Origin of the sequence: Enterobacter cloacae complex sp. IR5403 (genome assembly GCF_049238705.1) — a bacterium.
GTDB lineage: Bacteria > Pseudomonadota > Gammaproteobacteria > Enterobacterales > Enterobacteriaceae > Enterobacter > Enterobacter hormaechei_C.
This window is the reverse complement of record NZ_JBMKHP010000020.1, coordinates 25,404-50,270: the sequence shown is the minus strand read 5'-3', so window position 1 is coordinate 50,270 and position 24,867 is coordinate 25,404. Positions and strand designations below refer to the sequence as shown.

At 56.4% G+C, this 24,867-nt stretch carries 17 protein-coding genes; 14 read left to right on the top strand and 3 right to left on the bottom strand.

Translation table 11 applies throughout. The annotated features are described in order from the left end of the window. Positions 1 to 137 precede the first annotated feature (137 nt). The gene (aas, locus tag ACOTW6_RS20120; RefSeq protein WP_213789014.1) at positions 138 to 2,297 is read left to right on the top strand and encodes a bifunctional acyl-ACP--phospholipid O-acyltransferase/long-chain-fatty-acid--ACP ligase; all 2,160 of its coding nucleotides are present in this window, start codon (positions 138 to 140) and stop codon (positions 2,295 to 2,297) included. After that, positions 2,290 to 3,483, top strand: a complete 1,194-nt coding sequence (gene lplT / locus ACOTW6_RS20115) for a lysophospholipid transporter LplT (protein ID WP_213789015.1) — start codon at positions 2,290 to 2,292, stop codon at positions 3,481 to 3,483. Before aas ends, lplT begins: the two co-directional genes overlap by 8 nt. A 93-nt stretch (positions 3,484 to 3,576) precedes the next feature. Here the strand turns inward: lplT and ACOTW6_RS20110 are convergent, their stop codons facing one another. From ACOTW6_RS20110 to mutH, 3 genes are all read right to left on the bottom strand, one after another. Next, complete coding sequence (locus ACOTW6_RS20110; protein ID WP_015571754.1) at positions 3,577 to 4,617, bottom strand: NADP(H)-dependent aldo-keto reductase; 1,041 nt, start codon at positions 4,615 to 4,617, stop codon at positions 3,577 to 3,579. Positions 4,618 to 4,749: 132 nt separating this feature from the next. Beyond that, on the bottom strand, positions 4,750 to 4,968 hold the full coding sequence (locus ACOTW6_RS20105; RefSeq protein WP_003862794.1) for a YgdI/YgdR family lipoprotein: 219 nt from the start codon (positions 4,966 to 4,968) through the stop codon (positions 4,750 to 4,752). Positions 4,969 to 5,096: 128 nt separating this feature from the next. Further along, positions 5,097 to 5,789 carry a DNA mismatch repair endonuclease MutH gene (gene mutH, locus ACOTW6_RS20100; protein WP_047051813.1) on the bottom strand — a complete coding sequence of 231 codons (693 nt, stop codon included), beginning with the start codon at positions 5,787 to 5,789 and terminating at the stop codon, positions 5,097 to 5,099. A 683-nt stretch (positions 5,790 to 6,472) separates the two neighbouring features. Here mutH and rppH point away from each other — a divergent pair. The 12 genes from rppH to recD all read left to right on the top strand — a co-directional run bounded on the left by rppH (position 6,473) and on the right by recD (position 24,836). Then, positions 6,473 to 7,003, top strand: coding sequence for an RNA pyrophosphohydrolase (rppH, locus tag ACOTW6_RS20095; RefSeq protein WP_003862791.1), 531 nt, complete (start codon positions 6,473 to 6,475; stop codon positions 7,001 to 7,003). Positions 7,004 to 7,015: 12 nt separating this feature from the next. Beyond that, positions 7,016 to 9,262 (top strand): phosphoenolpyruvate--protein phosphotransferase, encoded by a 2,247-nt coding sequence (ptsP, locus tag ACOTW6_RS20090; RefSeq protein WP_003862789.1) that lies wholly within the window; start codon positions 7,016 to 7,018, stop codon positions 9,260 to 9,262. 229 nt (positions 9,263 to 9,491) lie between these two features. After that, positions 9,492 to 10,367, top strand: a complete 876-nt coding sequence (gene lgt, locus ACOTW6_RS20085) for a prolipoprotein diacylglyceryl transferase (RefSeq protein ID WP_213789016.1) — start codon at positions 9,492 to 9,494, stop codon at positions 10,365 to 10,367. Between the two features lie 6 nt (positions 10,368 to 10,373). Next, positions 10,374 to 11,168, top strand: coding sequence for a thymidylate synthase (gene thyA, locus ACOTW6_RS20080; protein ID WP_015571751.1), 795 nt, complete (start codon positions 10,374 to 10,376; stop codon positions 11,166 to 11,168). Positions 11,169 to 11,352: 184 nt separating this feature from the next. Next, the gene (locus ACOTW6_RS20075; protein WP_213789017.1) at positions 11,353 to 11,817 is read left to right on the top strand and encodes a prepilin peptidase-dependent protein; all 465 of its coding nucleotides are present in this window, start codon (positions 11,353 to 11,355) and stop codon (positions 11,815 to 11,817) included. Beyond that, complete coding sequence (locus ACOTW6_RS20070; protein WP_213789018.1) at positions 11,808 to 12,368, top strand: prepilin peptidase-dependent protein; 561 nt, start codon at positions 11,808 to 11,810, stop codon at positions 12,366 to 12,368. The genes ACOTW6_RS20075 and ACOTW6_RS20070 overlap by 10 nt, the downstream gene beginning before the upstream one ends. Beyond that, complete coding sequence (locus ACOTW6_RS20065; protein WP_193135427.1) at positions 12,365 to 12,763, top strand: DUF2509 family protein; 399 nt, start codon at positions 12,365 to 12,367, stop codon at positions 12,761 to 12,763. Before ACOTW6_RS20070 ends, ACOTW6_RS20065 begins: the two co-directional genes overlap by 4 nt. Beyond that, complete coding sequence (locus tag ACOTW6_RS20060) at positions 12,748 to 13,071, top strand: prepilin-type N-terminal cleavage/methylation domain-containing protein (protein ID WP_003862776.1); 324 nt, start codon at positions 12,748 to 12,750, stop codon at positions 13,069 to 13,071. The genes ACOTW6_RS20065 and ACOTW6_RS20060 overlap by 16 nt, the downstream gene beginning before the upstream one ends. 12 nt (positions 13,072 to 13,083) lie before the next feature. Next, positions 13,084 to 16,458: an exodeoxyribonuclease V subunit gamma gene (gene recC / locus ACOTW6_RS20055; protein ID WP_213789019.1), complete on the top strand. Its 3,375-nt coding sequence runs from the start codon at positions 13,084 to 13,086 to the stop codon at positions 16,456 to 16,458. A gap of 139 nt (positions 16,459 to 16,597) precedes the next feature. Next, entirely contained in the window at positions 16,598 to 19,480 is a 2,883-nt protein-coding gene (gene ptrA, locus ACOTW6_RS20050; RefSeq protein ID WP_213789020.1) for a pitrilysin, read from the top strand. Beyond that, positions 19,477 to 23,019, top strand: a complete 3,543-nt coding sequence (gene recB, locus ACOTW6_RS20045; RefSeq protein WP_213789021.1) for an exodeoxyribonuclease V subunit beta — start codon at positions 19,477 to 19,479, stop codon at positions 23,017 to 23,019. Before ptrA ends, recB begins: the two co-directional genes overlap by 4 nt. Beyond that, positions 23,016 to 24,836, top strand: a complete 1,821-nt coding sequence (gene recD, locus ACOTW6_RS20040; RefSeq protein ID WP_213789022.1) for an exodeoxyribonuclease V subunit alpha — start codon at positions 23,016 to 23,018, stop codon at positions 24,834 to 24,836. Before recB ends, recD begins: the two co-directional genes overlap by 4 nt. The last annotated feature ends 31 nt before the right edge of the window (positions 24,837 to 24,867 follow it).

The following is a 24,867-nucleotide window of genomic DNA, read 5'->3' as shown; positions in this document are numbered from 1 at the left end:
CGTACTCTTCTCTTGCACCAACCTGCGCGGATGCGCAGGTTTTTTTTCGCCTCTGTTTTTGCTATCGCTCCCTCACTACTTCTCGTGTAATCTGCCACCATTTATACCTTTCACACTGGCTGGCAAAGGGAGTTGAAATGCTTTTTGGGTTCTTCCGCACACTGTTCCGGGTCCTGTTTCGCATCCGCGTGACTGGCGATACGCAGGCACTCTATGGCGAGCGTGTTCTTATCACACCGAATCACGTCTCTTTTCTTGATGGCGTATTGCTGGCGTTGTTTTTGCCCGTGCGGCCCGTTTTCGCGGTGTACAGCTCCATCAGTGAAAAATGGTACATGCGCTGGCTCAAGCCGCTGATTGATTTTGTCCCGCTCGACCCAACCAAACCGATGATGATTAAACATCTGGTGCGTCTGGTTGGGCAGGGGCGCCCGGTGGTTATCTTCCCGGAAGGGCGGATTTCAGTGACGGGCTCCCTGATGAAAATTTACGACGGGGCCGGTTTTGTCGCGGCGAAGTCTCAGGCCACCGTCGTGCCGCTACGCATCGACGGGGCTGAGCTGACCTTTTTCAGCCGTCTGAAAGGGCTGGTGAAGCAGCGTCTGTTCCCGAAAATTACCCTGCATATATTACCGCCGACGTCACTGCCGATGCCCGAGGCGCCGCGTGCGCGCGACCGCCGTAAAATCGCCGGGGAAATGCTGCACCAGATTATGATGGAAGCGCGCATGGCCGTTCGCCCGCGCGAAACGCTGTATGAATCGTTGCTGTCGGCCCAGTATCGCTACGGTGCGAAGAAAAACTGCATCGAAGACATCAACTTTACGCCAGATACCTACCGTAAGCTGTTGACCAAAACGCTGTTTGTCGGGCGTATTCTGGAAAAGTACAGCAAACGGGGCGAAAAGATCGGCCTGATGCTGCCAAACGCGGGTATCAGCGCGGCGGTGATCTTTGGTGCCGTCTCCCGGGGCCGCATTCCGGCGATGATGAACTACACGGCGGGCGTGAAAGGGCTCTCCAGCGCGATTACCGCGGCGCAAATCAACACCGTCTTTACCTCCCGCCAGTTCCTGGATAAAGGCAAGCTGTGGCACCTGCCGGAACAGCTGACGCAGGTGCGCTGGGTGTTCCTGGAAGATCTGAAAGCAGACGTCACGACCGCCGACAAGCTGTGGATTTTCGCGCTCCTGCTGATGCCGCGTCTGGCGCAGGTTAAGCAGCAGCCGGAGGATGATGCCATTATCCTCTTTACCTCTGGCTCTGAAGGCAACCCGAAAGGTGTGGTTCACAGTCACAAAAGCATTCTGGCGAACGTCGAACAGATTAAAACCATCGCTGACTTTACCGCCAACGATCGCTTTATGTCGGCGCTGCCGTTGTTCCACTCCTTTGGTCTGACCGTGGGGCTCTTTACGCCGCTGTTGACCGGTGCCGAGGTGTTCCTCTACCCAAGCCCGCTGCACTACCGCATTGTGCCGGAGCTGGTCTATGACCGTAACTGCACGGTGCTGTTCGGGACGTCCACCTTCCTCGGAAACTACGCGCGCTTCGCTAACCCGTATGATTTCTTCCGCGTGCGCTACGTGGTGGCGGGGGCGGAAAAACTCCAGGACAGCACGCGCCAGATCTGGCAGGACAAGTTTGGCCTGCGCATTCTGGAAGGCTATGGCGTGACGGAGTGCGCGCCGGTGGTCTCCATCAACGTTCCGATGGCGGCAAAACCGGGAACGGTTGGCCGCATTCTGCCGGGGCTGGACGCACGTCTGCTGGCGGTGCCGGGTATTGAAGACGGCGGACGTCTTCAGCTGAAAGGGCCGAACGTCATGAACGGCTATCTGCGTGTGGAAAACCCGGGCGTGCTTGAGGCGCCGACGGCCGAGAACGTCAATGGCGAGGTTGAAACGGGCTGGTACGACACGGGCGATATCGTGCGCTTCGACGATCAGGGCTTCGTGCAGATCCAGGGACGTGCAAAACGCTTCGCCAAAATCGCCGGGGAAATGGTCTCTCTTGAAATGGTCGAGACGCTGGCGACCGCAGTCTCGGCGGAGAAAATGCATGCGACCGTGGTGAAAAGTGATGCCAGTAAAGGCGAGGCGCTGGTGCTCTTCACGACAGACGGTGAAATGAAACGTGACGCGCTGCTCAGGTATGCACGCGAACACGGTATCCCCGAGCTGGCGGTTCCCCGCGATATTCGTTACCTCAAACAGTTACCGGTGCTGGGCAGCGGTAAACCCGATTTCGTGACCCTGAAGGGCATGGTTGAAGAGGCGGAACAGCAAAATGCGTGAGTCAGTGCACACTAACACTTCAATCTGGTCGAAAGGTATGATGGCGGTTATCGCCGCCCAGTTTCTTTCCGCGTTCGGCGATAACGCGTTGCTGTTTGCCACGCTGGCATTGCTGAAAGCTGAGTTTTATCCCGACTGGAGCCAGCCGATCCTACAGATGGTGTTTGTGGGTGCTTACATCGTATTTGCGCCGTTTGTCGGCCAGTTGGCGGACAGCTTCCCGAAAGGTCGTGTCATGATGTTTGCCAACAGCCTTAAGCTTCTGGGCGCGGCAAGTATCTGCTTTGGTATCAACCCGTTTGTCGGCTACACGCTGGTGGGCATTGGTGCGGCAGCCTACTCCCCGGCGAAGTACGGTATTCTGGGTGAGCTCACCACCGGTGATAAGCTGGTGAAGGCCAACGGCCTGATGGAGTCCTCCACCATTGCGGCTATTCTGCTGGGTTCGGTGGCGGGAGGCGTACTGGCAGACTGGCATGTGCTCGCCGCGCTTGGCATCTGCGCCCTGATGTACGGTGGCGCGGTGATCGCCAACCTGTTTATCCCCAAACTGGACGTGGCGCGTCCGGGGCAATCCTGGCGCTTCGGGCCCATGACCGGCAGCTTCTTCAACGCCTGCCGCGTACTGTGGCGTAACGGTGAAACACGCTTCTCGCTGATGGGCACCAGCATGTTCTGGGGGGCCGGCGTTACGCTGCGTTTCCTGCTGGTGCTGTGGGTGCCGGTGGCGCTGGGCATTACTGACAACGCCACGCCGACTTACCTGAATGCCATGGTCGCCGTCGGGATTGTTGTCGGGGCCGGGGCTGCGGCAAAACTGGTGACGCTGGAAACCGTCGCGCGCTGCATGCCTGCGGGGATCCTGATCGGCGTCGGCGTTCTGTTCTTCTCCCTGCAACATGCCCTATTGCCTGCCTATGCCCTGCTGTTGCTGATCGGCATGTTAGGCGGTTTCTTTGTGGTGCCGCTAAACGCGCTGTTACAGGAGCGCGGCAAGCAAACCGTTGGGGCGGGCAACGCCATTGCGGTGCAAAACCTTGGTGAAAACATGGCGATGTTACTGATGCTGGGGATTTACTCGCTGGCGGTAAAAGCAGGTGCGCCGGTCGTGGCAATCGGGGTAGGATTCGGCGCGCTGTTCGCGCTGGCGATTACCGGGCTGTGGGTCTGGCAGCGTCGTCGTTGAATTGTGCGGCCTGATGCCCTCACCCCGGCCCTCTCCCACAGGGAGAGGGTGAAAACCCTAAAAACGGCAACGTGCGTTGCCGTTTTGCTTTTATTACGGTGCCGGGTAGGTGTATACCTGATGCACCGCTTCAATCTCCGCTAATACCTCTTCACTCAGGTTCAGATGGAAACTCTCAATATTGGTTTTCAACTGATCCATCGTCGTGGCGCCGAGCAGGGTACTCGCCACAAACGGCTGGCGACGCACGAAGGCCAGCGCCATCTGCGCCGGATCGAGTCCGTGACGTTTCGCGATATCCACATAGGCCGCAACGGCTTTTTGCGTCTGCTCGCCGCTGTAGCGGGTGAAGCGGCTGAAAAGCGTGTTACGCGCGCCAGCCGGTTTCGCGCCGTTCAGGTATTTGCCCGTCAGAGTACCGAAGCCCAGACAGGAGTAGGCGAGCAGCTCCACCTCTTCGTACTGCGTCACCTCCGCCAGACCCACTTCATAACTGCGGTTCAGCAGGCTGTACGGGTTCTGAATGGTCACGATGCGCGGCAGGTCGTGTTTATCGGCCAGATGCAAATAGCGCATCACGCCAAACGCCGTCTCGTTGGAAACGCCGATGTAGCGGATCTTACCCGCCCGCTGGCACTCCGTGAGCGCTTCCAGCGTTTCCAGCAGGGTAACGGCCGGAGCACTTTCGTTCCAGGTGTAGCCAAGCTTACCGAAGCAGTTCGTCGGACGCTGCGGCCAGTGCACCTGATAAAGATCGAGATAGTCGGTTTGCAGGCGCTTGAGGCTGGCATCCAGCGCGGCACGGATATTCTTGCGATCGAGGATCTGGTTAGGGCGGATCCCGGCATCGTTATTACGGGAAGGGCCGCTGACTTTAGAGGCGATGACCAGCTTTTCGCGATTGCCGCGTTTCGCCAGCCAGTTGCCGACATAAGTTTCAGTAAGACCTTGTGTTTCCGGGCGGGGAGGAACGGGGTACATCTCCGCCACGTCAATCAGGTTAATGCCCTGGCTGACGGCGTAATCGAGTTGTGCATGGGCATCGGCTTCGCTGTTTTGTTCACCAAAAGTCATGGTGCCCAACCCCAGTTGGCTGATCTCCAGAGCGCTGTGGGGGATACGGTGATAATGCATAGCCGGTTTCCTTTTTTTGACATACAGACTGCGTCAGGAACCTCCCGACAAAGGAATATAAACATGGCAGAGGGAAGGCAAAAGGGGAAGGAAAAAATCAAAAAGGCCAGCAAGCTACTGACCTTTATCTGTTTAACGCTCGATGATCTGGGAGACTTCGTCGCGATTAATCTGCATTTGATTGCCTTCGCGATCGCGGTAACTCACCAGACCGGTATCGTCGTCGACTTCGGGTTTGCCATCGGTCAGGATCATACGACCATCTTTCGTTGACATGACATAGTCGCTGCTACAACCCGATACCGCAAACGCTAAACCGACTGCTGAGATAATTACTGCCCATTTTTTCATCGTTCTCATCCTCACCTGGCTCGTATCAAATCATAGTGTAGTAATAACCTGATATTACGACAGGTGAAAGGGGGGAAATCTTAAAAAGGAGGAGATTATGTTAGCCGGAGCGCAAAATTAGTAAAAAACTATGTTTTCAACAGGAAGTGGCGTGCCAGCAGCGCCCCGGTGAAATTCTTTTTAAGATAGAAACCGCGCGGCAGCGTCAGGATCGGTTCGCCCTGTGCGCCTACCGCTTCAGTGAGCGCTTTGCTGTTGGCGGCTTTAGGGCGAAGTTGCAGCACTTCGCCATGCCGGGCGGTGATCCGCTCAACCTGTCCCAGCACAATCATGTCCATCAGCTCTTCCCAGTCCTGGGAAAGCTGTCTCTCTTCTTCTTCATTCGGGCTCCAGAGCAGCGGGGCGCCAACGCGACGCTCTGCCAGCGGGATCTGCCTGTCGCCCTCAACGGGTACCCACAATACCCGCTTCAGCTTATGCCTGACGTGGCTGGTTTCCCAGGTCACTCCGCTGTTACCCGTGAGCGGCGCAACGCAGACAAAGGTGGTTTCCAGCGGCCGCCCCTGGCTATCGATGGGGATCGTCTTCAGTTCCACCCCCAGCGCCGCAAAATCTTGCTCGGGTTTACTGCCCGCGCTTGCGCCCAGCCAGCGTTCCAGCAATACGCCGATCCAGCCCTTATCACGCTTTAGATCGTTGGGTATCGTCAACCCCGCCATCACGGCCAGCTCGCCCAGTGAATAGCCTGCCAGACGTTGCGCCTGCTGGAACAACTGGGCTTCACTGACGGGAGGGGAGAGCAGTGGGGCGAGAGAATGCATGCTAACAACCTTTTGATTAAAAAATGAGCTGATATTTTATCCCTTGTGGACAGAGTTTACCTTTTTCTGAGTGAATATCCCATGCGTATGATTTATTTCATCTTTTTTAGACTACAACCTGTCGCGCGGCGGCTAAAAAACAGGTTGTGCAATTCTGGTCACTGACAATAAACAGGATCTTACACCATGTTATCCACAGAAAAATGGGATAACTGGGAATAACTGCCACTACTGTTTCAATTTACAGCCTTGACGTGCGATGAAAATCGAATTTTCACACAAATTGTGCCTAACTTATTGGCACAATCTGTGGATAAAACCGACGCTGTTCGATCTTTCATCAGCAGGAGGATCTTTGATGTGACGATCGTCACGTTAATCGCCTCTGGCACCCTTAATTCCAATATAATGTTTTGAATTTAAATGATTAATTATAAGCAGGGTAAATTGTCGTTTCGTCGTGTTACAAGGTTGTTCATCGGTAATTCCGTACTTCTTCACAACTATATCCACAGAAAAGGTGAATAAAAATGGTCTCTGTCGCCCCCATCTGTTTATAACTCCTCACTAAATTGTGAGTTATTCAAATGTTATTAGGTTGCAGGCCTGTAAGAGAGTGGTTTACCGCCTCCCTGTAGTGTGAAACAATCATTCATATATCAGATTTAGTTTGGGGTAGTCCGGTGATTGATGACGATGGCTACCGCCCAAACGTAGGAATAGTAATTTGTAATCGTCAGGGCCAGGTGATGTGGGCCCGGCGATATGGTCAGCACTCCTGGCAGTTCCCGCAAGGCGGGATCAATCCTGGAGAGTCCCCAGAACAAGCGATGTACCGGGAGCTGTTTGAAGAGGTTGGTTTAAGCCGAAAAGATGTTCGCATCCTGGCTTCGACCCGCAACTGGTTGCGTTACAAGTTACCGAAACGTTTGGTGCGTTGGGACACAAAGCCGGTTTGTATCGGCCAGAAACAGAAGTGGTTTCTTTTGCAGTTGGTGGGCAACGATTCAGATATCAATATGCAAACCAGCAGCACGCCAGAGTTTGATGGCTGGCGCTGGGTAAGCTACTGGTATCCGGTTCGTCAGGTCGTGTCATTTAAGCGCGATGTATATCGTAGGGTGATGAAAGAGTTCGCAAGTGTCGTGATGCAGCTTCAGGAGACGCCTCCGAAGCCACAGAGCGCACCTGCCTGGCGACGTAAAAGAGGTTAAGCTACGCAAATCATGCTCACCCGCTTGCGAGAAATAGTTGAAAAGGTTGCCAGTGCGCCTCGCCTCAACGAGGCGCTGAATATTCTGGTGACGGACATCTGTCTTGCGATGGAAACCGAGGTCTGTTCGGTCTACCTGGCCGACCATGACCGACGTTGCTACTACCTGATGGCAACCCGCGGTTTAAAAAAACCACGGGGACGCACCGTCACGCTCGCGTTTGATGAAGGTATTGTTGGCCTGGTCGGGCGACTGGCGGAGCCAATCAACCTTGCCGATGCGCAAAAACACCCCAGCTTCAAATATATCCCTTCCGTCAAAGAGGAGCGGTTCCGCGCTTTCCTTGGCGTGCCGATTATTCAGCGTCGTCAACTGCTTGGCGTGCTTGTTGTCCAGCAGCGCGAGTTGCGTCAGTACGACGAAAGCGAGGAGTCCTTCCTCGTCACGCTGGCAACGCAAATGGCTGCGATCCTCTCTCAGTCTCAGCTGGCAGCCCTTTTTGGGCAGTATCGTCATACCCGCATCCGCGCGCTTCCGGCCTCGCCGGGCGTCGCGATTGCCGAAGGCTGGATGGATGCCACGCTCCCGCTGATGGAGCAGGTCTACGAAGCCTCGACGCTGGATGAAGCGCTTGAGCGCGAACGGCTTACCGCTGCGCTGGAAGAGGCGGCGAATGAGTTTCGTCGCTACAGCAAACGCTTTGCCGCTGGCGCGCAAAAAGAGACGGCGGCCATTTTCGACCTCTACTCACACCTGCTTTCCGATGCGCGTTTGCGTCGTGAGTTATTTGCCGAGGTCGATAAAGGTTCGGTGGCAGAGTGGGCGGTTAAAAAGGTCATTGAAAAATTTGCCGAGCAGTTTGCGGTGCTGACTGACGGTTATCTGAAAGAGCGCGCCGGCGATTTACGTGCGCTTGGGCAACGTCTGCTGTTCCACCTTGATGATACTATTCAGGGGGCGAATGCCTGGCCGAACCGGTTTGTGCTGGTGGCCGATGAACTCTCGGCGACGACGCTGGCGGAATTACCGCAGGACAGGCTGGCGGGCGTGGTGGTGCGCGATGGCGCAGCTAACTCCCATGCCGCCATTATGGTGCGCGCGCTCGGTATTCCTACCGTTATGGGGGCGGATATTCAGCCCTCCGTACTGCATCGCCGTACGCTGGTGGTGGACGGATATCGCGGTGAGTTGCTGGTGGATCCTGAACCGGTGCTCCTTCAGGAGTACCAGCGTCTTATCAGCGAAGAGAATGAATTAAGCAAGCTGGCGGAAGATGACGTCAACCTGCCCGCGCAGCTCAAGAGCGGTGAGCGGGTGAAGGTGATGCTCAATGCTGGCTTAAGCCCCGAGCATGAAGAGAAGCTCGGCAGCCGCATCGATGGCATCGGCCTCTACCGCACCGAAATACCGTTTATGCTGCAAAGCGGCTTCCCGTCAGAAGAGGAGCAGGTGGCGCAGTATCAGGGCATGTTGCAGATGTTTAACGACAAACCCGTCACGTTACGCACCCTGGACGTCGGCGCGGATAAGCAACTGCCCTATATGCCCATTAGCGAAGAGAATCCCTGCCTCGGCTGGCGTGGGATCCGCATAACCCTCGATCAGCCGGAAATCTTCCTTATCCAGGTTCGTGCCATGCTGCGTGCCAACGCGGCCACGGGGAATCTCAGCATTTTGCTGCCGATGGTCACCAGTATTGACGAGATCGACGAAGCGCGGCGGTTGATAGAACGTGCAGGGCGCGAAGTAGAAGAGATGATCGGCTATGCGATCCCTAAACCCCGTATCGGCGTGATGCTTGAAGTGCCTTCGATGGTCTTTATGTTGCCGCAGCTGGCGACCCGGGTTGATTTTATCTCTGTTGGCACCAACGACTTAACGCAATACATTCTGGCGGTCGATCGCAACAACACGCGCGTTGCCAGCATCTACGACAGCCTGCATCCGGCGATGCTTCGTGCCCTGGCGATGATCGCCCGCGAAGCCGAGCAGCATAATATCGACCTCCGCCTGTGCGGTGAAATGGCCGGCGATCCAATGTGCGTGGCGATCCTGATTGGTCTCGGTTTCCGTCACCTGTCAATGAACGGACGTTCCGTTGCGCGTGTGAAATACCTGTTACGTCACATCGAACAAGATGAGGCGCGCGAACTGGCCGCGCGTAGCCTGGAAGCACAGCTGGCAGCCGAAGTGCGCCATCAGGTGGCTGCGTTTATGGAGCGACGCGGCATGGGCGGTTTGATCCGCGGCGGCCGCTGATCCCCACAAAATAATGACGGCTCGGACGACCCCCTCTCCCTTGAGGGAGAGGAATGGGGTGAGGGGGGAACAGCGCGCATGAAACCCTATACACATCTTTTACATCTCAGGCGCATCCTCCGCGCCTGCCTTATGCTATGATTCGCAACTTTGGAGCACCTGCCAACGGCGGGAATGCAATTCACCCGCTGTCCACTTTCAGCGGAATAACAACATCTTGTGGTGACAGATGAACAGTGGTTATCTGCATTTTCCGGAATTCGATCCGGTTATTTTCTCAATAGGACCTGTAGCGCTGCACTGGTACGGTCTGATGTACCTGGTGGGCTTCGTCTTTGCCATGTGGCTTGCTGGCCGTCGCGCCAGTCGTCCAGGCAGCGGCTGGACGAAGAACGAAGTGGAAAACCTGCTTTATGCCGGTTTCCTCGGCGTGTTCCTGGGCGGTCGCATCGGTTATGTCCTGTTCTATAATTTCCCCGTATTCCTGAACGACCCGCTCTATCTGTTCCGCGTCTGGGACGGCGGGATGTCCTTCCACGGCGGGCTGATTGGTGTGATCCTGGTCATGGTGATCTTCGCCAGACGCACTAAACGCAACTTCTTCCAGGTGGCTGATTTTATTGCGCCGTTAATCCCGTTTGGGCTGGGCGCAGGGCGTCTGGGCAATTTCATCAACGGTGAGCTGTGGGGGCGTGTCGATCCGAGCGTGCCGTTTACCATGCTGTTTCCGGGCTCCCGCGCGGAAGATATCGCGCTGCTGCCTTCGCATCCTGAGTGGCAGTCCATTTTCGATACCTACGGCGTTCTGCCGCGCCATATGTCACAGCTCTATGAGCTGGCGCTGGAAGGCATGGTGCTGTTTATCATCCTGAATCTGTATATCCGCAAACCGCGTCCAATGGGGGCTGTCTCTGGTCTGTTCCTGATTGGCTACGGCGCGTTTCGTATCATCGTCGAGTTCTTCCGCCAGCCGGATGCGCAGTTTACCGGTGAATGGGTACAGTACATCAGCATGGGGCAGATCCTCTCCATCCCGATGATTGTCGCGGGTGCCATTATGATGATTTGGGCGTATCGTCGTCGTCCACAGCAACAACTTTCCTGAGGAATCATGAAACAGTATCTTGAATTGATGAAAAAAGTGCTCGACGAGGGCACGCCGAAAAACGACCGCACCGGCACCGGTACGCTCTCCATTTTTGGCCACCAGATGCGCTTCAATCTGCAAGAAGGCTTTCCTCTGGTGACAACGAAGCGCTGCCATCTGCGCTCGATCATTCATGAACTGCTCTGGTTCCTGCAAGGCGATACCAATGTTGCTTATCTGCATGAAAACAATGTCTCCATCTGGGACGAGTGGGCAGATGAGAACGGCGACCTGGGGCCGGTCTACGGCAAGCAATGGCGTGCTTGGCCTACCCCGGACGGCCGCCATATTGACCAGATCACGACCGTCATGAACCAGCTGAAAAATGATCCGGACTCGCGCCGTATCATTGTTTCTGCCTGGAACGTGGGTGAACTGGATAAAATGGCGCTGGCGCCTTGCCACGCGTTTTTCCAGTTCTACGTGGCGGACGGCAAGCTCTCCTGCCAGCTCTATCAACGCTCCTGCGACGTGTTCCTCGGCCTGCCGTTTAACATCGCCAGCTACGCGCTGTTGGTGCACATGATGGCGCAGCAGTGCGATCTTGAAGTGGGCGATTTTGTCTGGACGGGCGGTGATACCCACCTCTACAGCAATCATATGGAACAGACGCATCTCCAGCTGACCCGCGAACCGCGTGCATTGCCGAAGCTGGTGATCAAACGTAAACCGGAATCGATCTTCGATTACCGTTTTGATGATTTCGAGATTGAGGGTTACGACCCGCATCCCGGCATTAAAGCTCCTGTCGCCATCTGATACGGCAAATCCTGACACAACCGGTGCTCTTTAGCGCCGGTTTTTTTTCACGTCCGTTTTGTTTTTCGAGCCTGTTTCCAGAGACGATGCAACTCGTTGCAACGGGTAAAAATCTCCGGAAAGCGGCTCGTAAAGTTCTGGTTTGACGCTCGCACCGTTTCTGCAATTCCGCCACACTCCCGCCATGAAAAATGAACAAGGCTTTACGCTTATCGAAACCCTTATCGCCGTTTCGCTGACAGTGATCCTCAGCGCCACAGGGCTCTATGGCTGGGACAGCTGGCAGCAGCGGCAGCGGCTTTGGCAAACCGCCTGCCAGGTGCGGGATTACCTGGTGTTTTTGCGCAATGACGCCAACCGTCACAACAGCGAGCACAGGATCGCGCTGCATAACGACGGTGAAAAGGAGTGTCTGGCCAGTTCAGCGGTGACCGGTTGTGACAGCGGCGGACCGTTCGTGATGAAGCCGATATGGCCCGGGGTCACGATAAGCGACATAACGCCTGCGCTGGGATTTTACGGTTTAAGGGATACCGCGTGGGCCGGACATATCCGCGTGCAGAGCCGCGCCGGTGCGTGGTGGGTTATTGTCTCAAATGGCGGACGTATCAGGCTGTGTAATGCCGCAGGAGAAGGTGCATGCCAGTAAATCGAAGAGGGTTCTCCCTGCTGGAAGTGCTGATTGCAATGACGATAAGCAGCATTCTGTTACTCAGCACGTCACGTTTTTTACCGGGGCTACAGCGGGGTGTTTTACTGCAATCCGGGCAGCAGGAACTGGAGGATGAGGTCTGGCAACGACTGTTCGCGATCGGTAAACAGTTTCAGAGGGCAGGATACTGTGCCGGGCATTGCCAGGGGCAGGGGATGATCATCGGCAGGCAAGGACGATGTGCGATTGTGCAATGGGATGCAAACAGCAACGGCCAGTGGGATAGCTCCGCGTCAGAAAATGACAGTACGGGATTCCGGCTTGAGTCCGGATCGCTTGAAACGCTGCGGGGCGCCACATCCTGTGACGGTAAGGGCTGGGATAAGCTCACCGACCCGGATCGGGTCCTGATAGAGCAATTTATGGTCACTAAAACCGATCGACCTGGCTTTACGCCGGTCATCAGTATCGAGCTGCGTGCCCGCCGCAAAGGTGAACTGACCGCACCCTTTTCGGCTCGCCACACCGTAACAGGGTTTAATCTGTGAATCGTCAGCGGGGCATGTCATCGCTGGCGCTGGTCTTGCTATTGCTGGTGCTCGGCACGCTGATCCTCACCGGATTAAATCAGCAGCTGCAAACCTTTAGCACGCTGGTGAGTGGCGAGAGTTTGTCTGTTCGCCAGCAGGCTGTCGTGCAATCTGCACTGGAGTGGGGGCGCGTTCAGGAATGGGCTTTACAGCCAGAGGTTCAGTGCAAACAGACACAACGTTTGCGGGTCTGTGTAAGGCTGTTTGGGGCGCGTGTGTTGCTTATTGCCGGAAATGACGATCTGTTGCTATGGCAAGGCGGGGACATCGCGGAAGGGCAGATACGCTTTTCCGCCCACGGCTGGAGTGATTTCTGCCCCCTTAAGGAAAGTACGCTATGTCAGTTACCCTGAGCAGACAAAAAGGATTTAGCATGGTTGAGGTTTTGCTGGCAATGATGTTGCTGGTTGTGGTTGTGACGGCGTTATCCGGCTATCATCGCGCGCTGGCAGCCCGGTATGCGGCGCTTAGCCAGTATCGTCAGCTATGGCATCATGCGTGGAATCAGTCGCAGATCTCAACATTAACGCTCCCGCCGGGCTGGCAGGTCAGTCGGGGGCAGACAACACAGTCCGGATGTGTCAGCATCACGGTCACACTAATTTCTCCTATGGGGCGGCAGGGCGCGTTGACGCGTCTGCACTGCCCGGTTAGCCGCTAGTCGGGAGCGTTTATGCTAAGGGTTTACCACTCAAATCGTCTGGATGTGCTGGAAGCACTGATGGAGTATATCGTTGAGCAACAGCGTCTTGACGATCCGTTTGAGCCAGAAATGGTGCTGGTGCAGAGCACCGGTATGGCGCAGTGGCTGCAAATGTCCCTTTCGCAGAAATTTGGCATTGCGGCGAACATCGATTTTCCGCTGCCCGCGAGCTTTATCTGGGAGATGTTTGTTCGCGTCCTGCCGGATATCCCTGAGCAGAGCGCCTTCAACAAACAAAGCATGGCCTGGAAACTGATGACGCTGCTGCCGGACATGCTGGCGCATGATGAGTTTGCCATGCTGCGGCACTACCTGAATGACGACACCGATAAGCGTAAACTTTTCCAGCTGGCCTCACGTACTGCCGACCTCTATGACCAGTATCTGGTTTACCGTGCAGACTGGCTGATTCGCTGGGAAGCGGGAGAATTAGTCGATGGGTTACCGGAAGCGCAAATCTGGCAGGCACCGCTCTGGAAAGCGCTGGTCGAGCATACCGGGAAACTCGGTCAGCCTAAGTGGCACCGTGCTAACTTGTACGATCGCTTTATCTCGATACTCGAGAACAGTGCAGAACGGCCAGCCCGTTTGCCGTCACGCGTGTTCATTTGCGGTATCTCCGCGCTGCCGCCTGTCTACCTGAACGCACTAAAAGCGCTCGGTAAGCACACTGATATCCATATCCTTTTTACCAACCCGTGTCGGCACTATTGGGGGGATATTCAGGATCCGCGCTGGCTTTCACGGCTGGTCACCCGTCAGAGAAAACGCCTCTTTGAGGAACGCGCCGTGCCGCTGTTTAAAGACAGTGAAAATGCAGCGCAGCTTTTTGATGAAGAGGGGATTCAAAACCTGCCGAACCCGCTGCTTGCCTCGTGGGGCAAGCTCGGACGCGACTATATTTATCTGCTTTCTGATATCACCTCCTCGGGAGAAGGGGATGTGGATGCGTTTGCGGATATTACGCCGGACAGCCTGCTGCACAATATTCAGCTTGATATTCTGGATTTAGAAAACCGTGCCGTTGCCGGGATCACTGCCGAAGAGTTTGCGCGAAGCGATAAGAAGCGAAAACTGGATCCTGACGATCGCAGTATCGCGATCCACGTTTGCCACAGCCCACAGCGTGAAGTTGAAATTCTTCATGACCGCCTGCTGGCCATGTTACAGGACGATCCAACCCTGACGCCGCGCGATATCGTGGTGATGGTGGCGGATATCGACAGCTACAGCCCGTTTATTCAGGCGGTATTTGGCAGCGCAACGGGCGACCGCTATCTGCCCTACGCCATCTCTGACCGTCGCGCTCGTCAGTCACACCCGGCGCTACAGGCCTTTATCAGCCTGCTTTCGCTGCCTGATAGCCGGTTTATCTCTGAGGATGTGCTGGCACTGCTGGATGTGCCAGTTCTGGCCGCACGTTTCAACATTAACGAAGAGGGGTTGCGCTATCTGCGCCAGTGGGTCAACGAATCCGGTGTCCGCTGGGGTATCGACGATGATAACGTCCAGGAGTTCGAACTCCCTGCGACCGGCCAGCATACCTGGCAGTTTGGCCTGACGCGCATGCTGCTGGGGTATGCGATGGAGAGCATCCACGGCGAATGGAATGACGTGCTGCCGTACGATGAATCCAGTGGGTTGATCGCGGAACTGGTTGGTCACTTAGCCTCGCTGCTTATGCAGCTCAACCGCTGGCGCCGTGCGTTGATGCAGCCCCGCCCGCTCGAAGAGTGGCTACCAGTTTGCCGCGAAATGCTGAATGATTTCTTCCTGCCGGACAGCGAAACTGAAGCCGCCATGGCGCTTATCGAGAAGCAGTGGCAGGCCATCGTTGATGAGGGGGTTAATTCGCACTATCACGAAGCGGTTCCCCTTTCGCTTCTGCGTGATGAGCTGACGCAACGTCTCGATCAGGAACGCATCAGCCAGCGCTTCCTTGCGGGGCCGGTGAATATTTGTACCCTGATGCCAATGCGTTCAATCCCGTTCAAAGTGGTCTGTCTGCTTGGCATGAACGACGGTATTTATCCGCGTGCGCTGCCGCCTCTGGGCTTTGATCTCATGAGCGCACAACCGAAGCGGGGCGACCGCAGCCGCCGCGATGATGACCGTTATCTCTTCCTTGAGGCGCTGATGTCTGCGCAAAGCAGGCTGTATATCAGCTACATCGGACGTTCAATTCAGGATAACAGCGAGCGTTTCCCGTCTGTGCTGGTGCAGGAGCTGGTGGACTATATTGGACAGAGCCACTATCTGCCGGGCGATGAAGCCTGCAACTGCGACGAAAGCGAACGTCGGGTGAAAGCGCATATCACCTGTCACCATAGCCGTATGCCGTTTGATCCTGTCAACTACGTTCCTGATGAACTGCAAAGCTATGCCCGCGAGTGGCTTCCCGCCGCGAAGAACGAGGGGACACCGCAAACCGATTTTATTCAGGCGCTCGAACCGCTCGCCATAGACACCCTCACGTTTGAGCAGCTACAGCGCTTTTGGGCGCACCCGGTTCGGGCGTTTTTCCAGCAACGCTTGCAGGTGAATTTCCGCTCTGAAGAGAGCGAAATCCCCGATGCGGAACCGTTTATTCTTGATGGGCTGGAGCGTTTTAAGCTTAATTCCCAGCTTCTGAATGCGCTGGTTGACGAAGAAGACGCCAGTAAACTGTTCCGACGTTACAGGGCGTCGGGATTACTTCCGTATGGTGCATTCGGTGAAATCGTCTGGGATGCCCAGTGCGAGGAGATGCGAGCGCTTGCTGACCGCGTTATCGCGTGTCGGCAGCCGGCGAGCAGCATTGAAATCGACCTCGATTGTAACGGTATGCACCTCAGCGGCTGGCTCACGCACGTGCAGTCTGACGGGCTGCTGCGCTGGCGCCCATCCATGCTCAGCGTTTCACATGGCCTGCAACTCTGGCTCGAACATCTTGTCTACAGTGCGAGTGGTCACGAAGGTGAAAGCCGGTTGTTTGTCCGTAAGGACGGCGAATGGCGCTTCCCGCCGATGGAGCCTGAGCAGGCGTTGACGTATCTGTCGCTTTATATTGAAGGTTACCGTCAGGGCATGAACAAACCTCTGCTTTTGCTGCCTGAAAGTGGGGGAGCATGGATAAAAGCCTGTTACGACGCGCAGAATGATGCCATGTTAACGGATGAGGCTTCGCTCCAGAAAGCGCGCAGCAAGTTTTTGCAGGCCTACGAAGGGAACATGATGGTACGTGGCGAAGGTGACGATGTCTGGTATCAACGTTTATGGCGAACGCTGGAGCCAGACTATTTCGACATTATCACCCAGGAGGCGCAACGCTACCTGTTACCGTTGTTCAAATTTAATCAGTCCTGAGCGTTGTATAAAAATTGCGCAGCATGAGGTGTTCATTTATGATGCACCTCTTATCACGGACTGATGTACCCAAAGAAAGAGATGCTGGCGTGTCCAGCACGCACGTTGTTAATGATGTAGCCGTGATAAAGAGGTCGTAATGCCAGGCAGCACCTTGTTCAAAGCGTTTGTTTTGTTTGTCGCCCTTTGGGCTCCCGTCACTCAGGCCGATTCCGGTTGGCAACCTGTCAAGGAAACAATCCGTAAGAGCGATAAGGACACCCGTCAGTATCAGGCGATTCGTCTTGATAACGGGATGACCGTGCTGCTGGTTTCCGATCCTCAGGCGGTGAAATCGCTCTCCGCGCTGGTTGTGCCGGTGGGTTCGCTGGAAGATCCTGACGCCCATCCGGGACTGGCGCACTACCTTGAGCACATGACGCTGATGGGCTCTAAAAAATACCCACAGCCTGACAGCCTGTCCGAATTTCTGAAAATGCATGGCGGCAGCCACAACGCCAGCACTGCGCCGTATCGCACCGCGTTTTACCTGGAAGTGGAAAATGATGCGCTTGACGGGGCGGTGGACCGTCTGGCGGATGCCATCGCCGCACCGCTGCTGGATAAAAAATACGCTGACCGTGAACGCAATGCCGTGAACGCCGAACTGACGATGGCGCGTACGCGCGATGGTATGCGCATGGCGCAGGTTAGCGCTGAAACCATCAATCCGGCGCACCCGGGTTCGCGCTTCTCAGGCGGCAACCTTGAAACGCTGAGCGACAAGCCAGGTAGCCCGGTGCTCGATGCGCTGCATGCGTTTCGTGAAAAATACTATTCCGCCAATCTGATGAAAGCGGTTATCTACAGCAATAAACCGTTGCCGACGCTGGCAAACCTGGCCGCGCAGACCTACGGCAGGGTGCCAAATAAAAATATCGATCTGCCGCAGATTAACGTGCCGGTTGTCACAGACGCGCAAAAAGGCATTGTTATTCACTATGTACCAGCCTTGCCGCGCAAGGTGTTACGCGTTGAATTCCGTATTGATAACAACACGGCGCAGTTCCGCAGCAAAACCGACGAGCTGGTGACCTATCTTATCGGCAACCGCAGCCCGGGTACGCTCTCCGACTGGCTGCAAAAGCAGGGGCTGGTGGAAGGTATTCGCGCTGACTCCGATCCCGTCGTAAACGGGAATAGCGGCGTGCTGGCCATCTCCGCGACGCTGACCGATAAAGGGCTGGCTCACCGGGACGACGTCGTTGCGGCCATTTTCAGTTATCTCTCTCTGCTGCGCGACAAAGGGGTCGATAAACGCTACTTTGACGAGCTGGCGCACGTGCTGGATCTCGATTTCCGCTATCCCTCTATCACGCGTGATATGGACTACGTTGAGTGGCTGGCAGATACCATGATCCGCGTGCCGGTGGAACATACGCTGGATGCGGTAAATATTGCCGACCAGTATGACGCCGGAGCGCTCAAAGCGCGTCTGGCGATGATGACTCCGCAGAATGCCCGCGTCTGGTATATCAGCCCGAACGAACCGCATAACAAAATGGCCTACTTCGTTGATGCCCCGTATCAGGTTGAAAAAATCAGCGAACAGACCTTCGCGGACTGGCAGAAAAAGGCCGGGGAAATTGCGCTGAAGTTACCGGAGCTTAACCCCTACATCCCGGACGATTTCTCGCTGATCAAACCCGCAAAGGCGTATCCGCATCCGGAGCTGATTGTTGATGAGCCGACGCTGCGCGTGGTCTACACCCCAAGCCGCTATTTCGCCGACGAGCCAAAAGCGGATGTCAGCGTGGTGTTGCGTAATCCTAAAGCAATGGACAGCGCCAGAAACCAGGTACTGTTTGCGCTTAACGATTATCTGGCCGGTATTGCCCTCGATCAGCTCAGCAATCAGGCTGCCGTTGGCGGTATCAGTTTCTCCACTAACGCCAATAACGGCCTGATGGTGAATGCCAACGGCTATACCCAGCGTTTGCCGCAGCTGTTCCAGGCGCTGCTGGACGGTTATTTCAGCTATACGCCTACGGAAGAACAGCTCGAGCAGGCTAAGTCCTGGTATGCCCAGATGATGGATTCTGCCGAGAAGGGTAAAGCCTACGATCAGGCGATTATGCCAGCACAGATGCTGTCGCAAATTCCGTACTTCCAGCGCGAAGATCGCCGCGCGTTATTGCCCTCAGTCACCTTAAAAGAGGTGCTGGCTTACCGTGATGCGCTGAAAACCAATACCCGTCCTGAGTTCCTGATTGTAGGGAATATGAGCGAAGATCAGGCTAAAACGCTGGCGCAAAACGTCCGGGCGCAACTGGGTTCAAAAGGCGATGAGTGGTGCCGTAACCAGGATGTGCTGGTAGAGAAAAAACAGAACGTGATCTTCGAAAAAGCGGGAAGCAGCACGGATTCCGCGCTGGCCGCGGTGTTTGTCCCTGTCGGTTATGACGAATTTACCAGCTCAGCCCAGAGTGCGGTGCTCGGTCAAATTATTCAGCCGTGGTTTTACAACCAGCTACGCACCGAAGAACAGCTGGGCTATGCGGTGTTCGCTTTCTCCATGAATGTGGGCCGTCAGTGGGGGCTGGGCTTCCTTCTGCAAAGCAGCGACAAGCAACCCGCTTACCTGTGGCAACGTTATCAGGCGTTCTTCCCGCAGGCGGAAGCAAAACTGCGTGCCATGAAGCCGGAAGAGTTTGCCCAGATCCAGCAGGCGGTTATCGCCCAGGTGATGCAGCCGCCGCAGACGCTGGGTGAAGAGGCCTCGCAGCTGAGCAAAGATTTTGATCGCGGTAATATGAAATTTGATTCGCGTGATAAAATAGTGGCCGAAATAAAACAGCTGACGCCACAAAAGGTTGCCGATTTCTTCCATCAGGCGGTAGTAAAACCGCAGGGTATGGCCATCCTGTCTCAGGTTTCTGGCAGCCAGAACGGGAAAACGGACTACGTAAAATCAAAAGAGTGGACCGTCTGGAAGAGCGTCAGCGCGCTGCAACAAACTATGCCCTGGAGTAAGAAAGAATGACCCATACCGCTGAGCCGCTTGATCCCCTAAGTTTACCTCTACAGGGTGAGCGACTGATTGAAGCCTCAGCGGGAACGGGAAAAACCTATACCATCGCCGCGCTCTATCTGCGTCTGCTGTTGGGGCTCGGCGGCAACGCCGCTTTTTCGCGCCCGTTAAGCGTGGAAGAGCTGCTGGTGGTAACCTTCACCGAAGCGGCCACTGCCGAGCTGCGTGGCCGTATTCGCAGCAACATTCATGAGCTGCGCATCGCCTGTCTGCGTCAGACGACGGATAACCCCCTCTACGCCAGCCTGCTGGACGAGATTGCGGATAAACAACAGGCTGCGCAATGGCTGCTGCTGGCCGAGCGGCAAATGGATGAAGCGTCCGTCTTCACCATTCACGGTTTTTGTCAGCGCATGCTGAGCCTGAATGCGTTTGAATCCGGCATGCTCTTTGAGCAGCAGCTTATTGAAGATGAATCCGAGCTTCGCTATCAGGCCTGTGCGGATTTCTGGCGTCGTCACTGTTATCCGTTGCAGCGCGACATTGCCGAAGCGGTTCACGCCCTGTGGAAAGGTCCGGAAGAGCTTCTTCGCGCCATCGACCGTTACCTGCAAGGCGAAGCGCCGGTCATTAAATCTCCGCCGCCTGCCGATGAAACGCTGGCCTCGCGCCATGAAAAGATCGTCGCCAAAATTGCCGCGCTTAAGCAGAAGTGGAATGAGTCGGTTGGTGAAATTGATGCAATCATCGAAAACTCAGGCATCGACAGACGCAAGTTCAACCGTGGGAACCAGGGAAAGTGGATCGAAAAGATCAGCGCCTGGGCCCAGGAGGAGACGCGGGGCTACCAGCTTCCGGACGCACTGGAAAAATTTTCGCAGAGCTTTCTGACTGAGCGAACCAAAGCCGACGGCATTGTGCCTGAGCATCCCCTGTTTGTGGCGATTGAAGCGCTGCTAGCGGAGCCATTAACGCTCAATGACCTGATGATCACCCGCGCCATGACGGAGATCCGCCAGGCCGTCGCGCGCGAAAAACGTCGCCGGGGCGAGCTGGGGTTTGATGACATGCTAAGCCGCCTGGACGAGGCGCTGTCCAGCGAGAATGGTGAAGCGCTCGCCAGCGCGATCCGTACCCGTTTTCCGGTGGCGATGATTGACGAATTTCAGGACACCGACCCTCAGCAGTACCGCATTTTTCGCCGCATCTGGCGACAGCAGCCCGACACGGCCCTGCTGTTGATTGGCGATCCTAAACAGGCGATTTATGCCTTCCGTGGGGCAGATATCTTCACCTATATGAAAGCCCGTAGTGAGGTTGTCGCACATTACACGTTAGACACCAACTGGCGTTCCGCGCCGGGGATGGTTGAGAGCGTCAATGCGCTGTTCAGCCGTATGGAGACGGCGTTCATGTTCAATGAAATCCCTTTCCTGCCGGTGAAATCCGCCCCAAAAAACGCATCCCTGCGCTTCGAAGTCAGTGGCGCGGTGCAACCCGCCATGACCTTCTGGCTGCTGGAAGGGGAAGGCTATGGGGTTGCCGACTATCAGGCGGCGATGGCCCAGCACTGCGCCGCGCAAATCCGTGACTGGCTGAGCGCAGGCGCGCGCGGCGAGGCGCTGCTGTGGAAGGGGGAACAGGCAAATCCTGTTAAAGCCTCTGATATTACCGTGCTGGTGCGCAGTCGTCAGGAAGCGGCGCTAATCCGCGATGCGCTAACGCTGCTGGATATTCCGTCAGTGTATCTCTCTAACCGCGACAGCGTGTTCGACACGCTGGAAGCCCAGGAAATGCTCTGGCTGCTTCAGGCGGTACTGGCGCCAGAGCGCGAAAATACGCTTCGAAGCGCGCTGGCCAGCTCTATGCTGGGGTTGAACGCGCGCGATATTGATGAGCTCAACCATGACGAAAACGCATGGGATGCGGTGGTGGAAGAGTTTGTCCATTACCGTGAACGCTGGCAAAAACGCGGCGTCATGGCGATGCTGCGCGAATTGATGACGCGGCGTCAGCTTGCCGAAAATATGCTGGCGTCATCCGGCGGTGAAAGGCGTCTTACCGATATTTTACACATCAGCGAACTGTTGCAGGAAGCCGGCACCCAGCTTGAAAGTGAACATGCCCTCGTGCGCTGGCTGGCGCAGCAAATCGCGGATCCAAACAGTAACGCCTCAAGCCAGCAGATGCGTCTTGAGAGCGATAAGCATCTGGTGCAAATCGTCACCATTCACAAATCGAAAGGTCTCGAGTATCCGCTGGTCTGGCTGCCCTTTATCGCCAACTACCGCGTTCAGGATCAGGCCTATTATCATGACCGAGAGACTTTCGATGCGGTGCTCGATCTCAGCAAGGCGGAAACCAGCGTTGAGCTGGCAGAAGCGGAGCGTCTGGCGGAGGATTTGCGCCTGCTTTACGTGGCGCTGACCCGTTCTGTCTGGCATTGCAGCCTGGGTGTCGCGCCGGTTTTCCGCCGTCGCGGGGAGAAAACAGGGGAAAGCGATTTCCATTTAAGCGCGTTAGGGCGGCTTATTCAGCGTGGTGAGCCGAAAGATGCGGCGGGGTTGCGCCTCTGTATTGAGTCGCTTTGCGGAGACGATATCGCCCTGCATATCCCCTCCCTGCCAGACAACAGCCGCTGGGAAATGGCGCAAGAGCCCGCGACCGATCTTAACGCGCGCCAGATCACACGGGTGCTTGCCGACGACTGGCGCGTCACCAGCTATTCTGGTCTGCAACAGCACGGGCAAAGTATTGCGCAGGATCTCATGCCGAAGCTGGACGTGGATGCCGCAGGGGTGGGCGATGTTCCGGTTGAACCGACGTTAACTCCGCATCAGTTCCCACGCGGCGCGTCGCCGGGCACCTTTTTGCACAGCCTTTTTGAAGAGCTTGATTTCACCCAGCCTGTCAGTGAGGAGTGGGTGCTGAAGATGTTGCAGAGCGGAGGCTATGACGCGCACTGGCAGCCCGTTCTCACTGACTGGATCAACGCCATTTTGCAGGCGCCGCTGACGGCGCAGGGCTTCTCTCTTCGCCAGTTAACGGCCAGAAATAAGCAGGTTGAGATGGAGTTTTATCTGCCTGTCGCAGGCCCGCTTAAGGCCGACGCGCTCGATGCGCTTATCCGTCAGTACGATCCGCTGTCAGCCGGTTGCCCGCCGCTGAACTTCCGTCAGGTGCAGGGCATGCTGAAAGGGTTTATCGACCTGGTCTTCCGTCACGAAGGACGGTATTACCTGCTGGATTACAAATCAAACTGGCTGGGCGAGAACAGCGAAGCCTATACCCAGCAGGCGATGGCGGCCGCCATGCAAATGCATCGCTACGATCTGCAATATCAGCTCTATACCCTGGCGCTGCACCGCTATTTGCGCCACCGTATTGCGGATTACCGCTACGACGATCATTTTGGCGGCGTCATCTACCTGTTCCTGCGCGGGGTTGATGCTGCCGATCCGCGCTCCGGGATCTTCAGCACCCGTCCGGATGCGGAATTGATTAATAAAATGGATAACCTGTTTGCAGCAAACACGGAGGAGATGGCATGACGATGCAGGACTTATTGCTGGATGCGGTAGAGCAACGCGTGCTGCGTCAGCTGGACGTGCAGTTTGCCATAATGATTGCCGCTGACCAGCCCGCCGTGATGCTTGCCGCTGCCCTGTTGAGTAAAGACGCCGGAGAGGGGCATGTGTGTCTGCCGCTCTCGCGTCTGGTGGTTGACGAGAAAATGCCGCCTGTCCTCCAGTCCTGCTTTGCGCTGCTGGGGGAAAGGGTGGACTGGCAGAAAATTTTGCGTGAATCGTCAGCCGTCGGGCCGGGAGACAACCAGGCACCGCTGATCCTCACGGGGGAGCGCTTATACCTGAACCGCCTGTGGCGAAACGAACTGACGGTAGCGCGTTTCTTTAGTGAGACCAATGCGCCGCTTCCCTGCGACGAAGCGCAGCTTCGTCAGACGCTGGACAGGCTGTTTGACTCCGGTGAGGCCACAGACTGGCAGAAAGTGGCGGCAGCCGTCGCCCTGACGCGGCGGATCTCGGTGATATCCGGCGGCCCGGGAACGGGGAAAACAACGACCGTCGCAAAGCTGCTGGCAGCCCTGATACAGCTTTCAGGCGAGCAGCGATGCCGTATTCGTCTGGCGGCGCCCACCGGGAAGGCCGCGGCGCGTCTGACCGAATCACTGGGCGGCGCGATGCAACAGCTGCCGCTCACCCAGGAGCAGCTTGCGCTTTTCCCGGGAGAAGCAAGTACTCTGCACCGTCTGCTCGGCGCGCAGCCGGGTAGCCAGCGGCTGCGCTACCATGCGGGCAATCCGCTGCATCTGGACGTGCTGGTGGTAGATGAAGCCTCCATGATCGACCTGACCATGATGTCGCGCCTGATCGATGCGCTGCCACCCCATGCGCGCGTGGTTTTCCTGGGCGATCGCGACCAGCTCGCCTCTGTAGAAGCCGGGGCGGTGCTGGGAGATATCTGTACCTATGCCAGTTACGGTTATACCCCCGCGCGGGCGCAGGAGCTCGCCCGTCTGACCGGTTGCTCGCTTGAACCCGATCACACGCCGATCGCGGGCGCACTGCGTGACAGCCTGTGCCTGCTGCAAAAAAGCTACCGTTTCGGTAGCGACTCCGGCATCGGCCAGCTGGCTGCGGCGGTCAACCGTGGCGACAGGCACGCCACGCGTACGGTGTTTGACGGTTCCTTCACTGACATTGAAAAGAAATCGCTGCAAAGCGGGGAAGAGTATCAGGCTATGCTTGAGGAGGCTCTCCAGGGATACCAGCATTTTCTGAGCTGCGTGCAGCAGCGCAGTCAGCCCGGGCAGGTCATCGCCGCATTTGGCGAATACCAGCTTCTGTGCGCATTGCGGGAAGGGCCGTTTGGCGTCACGGGCCTGAACGACAGGCTGGAGCAGCTGCTGGTGCAGAAGCGCAAAATTAACCGTCAGCTGCATTCGCGATGGTATGAGGGCCGGCCAGTGATGATCTCCCGCAACGACAGTGCGCTGGGGCTGTTCAACGGCGATATCGGCATTGCGCTCGATCGCGGTAACGGACTGCGCGTCTGGTTCCAGCTACCGGACGGCAGCGTGAAGTCCGTCCAGCCCAGCCGCCTGCCAGAGCATGAAACGGCATGGGCGATGACGGTACACAAATCTCAGGGCTCCGAGTTCAACCATGCGGCGCTGATCCTGCCGACCCAGCTGTCGCCGGTTGTGACCCGCGAGCTGGTCTACACCGCCATTACCCGTGCGCGCCAGCGTCTGTCGCTGTATGCGGATGAGCGCGTGTTGAGTCAGGCGATAGCCACCCGTACCGAGCGCAGAAGCGGATTAAGCGTGATATTTGAATCTGTCTGAGTGAACGCCCTCTCCAGCAGGAGAGGGTGAC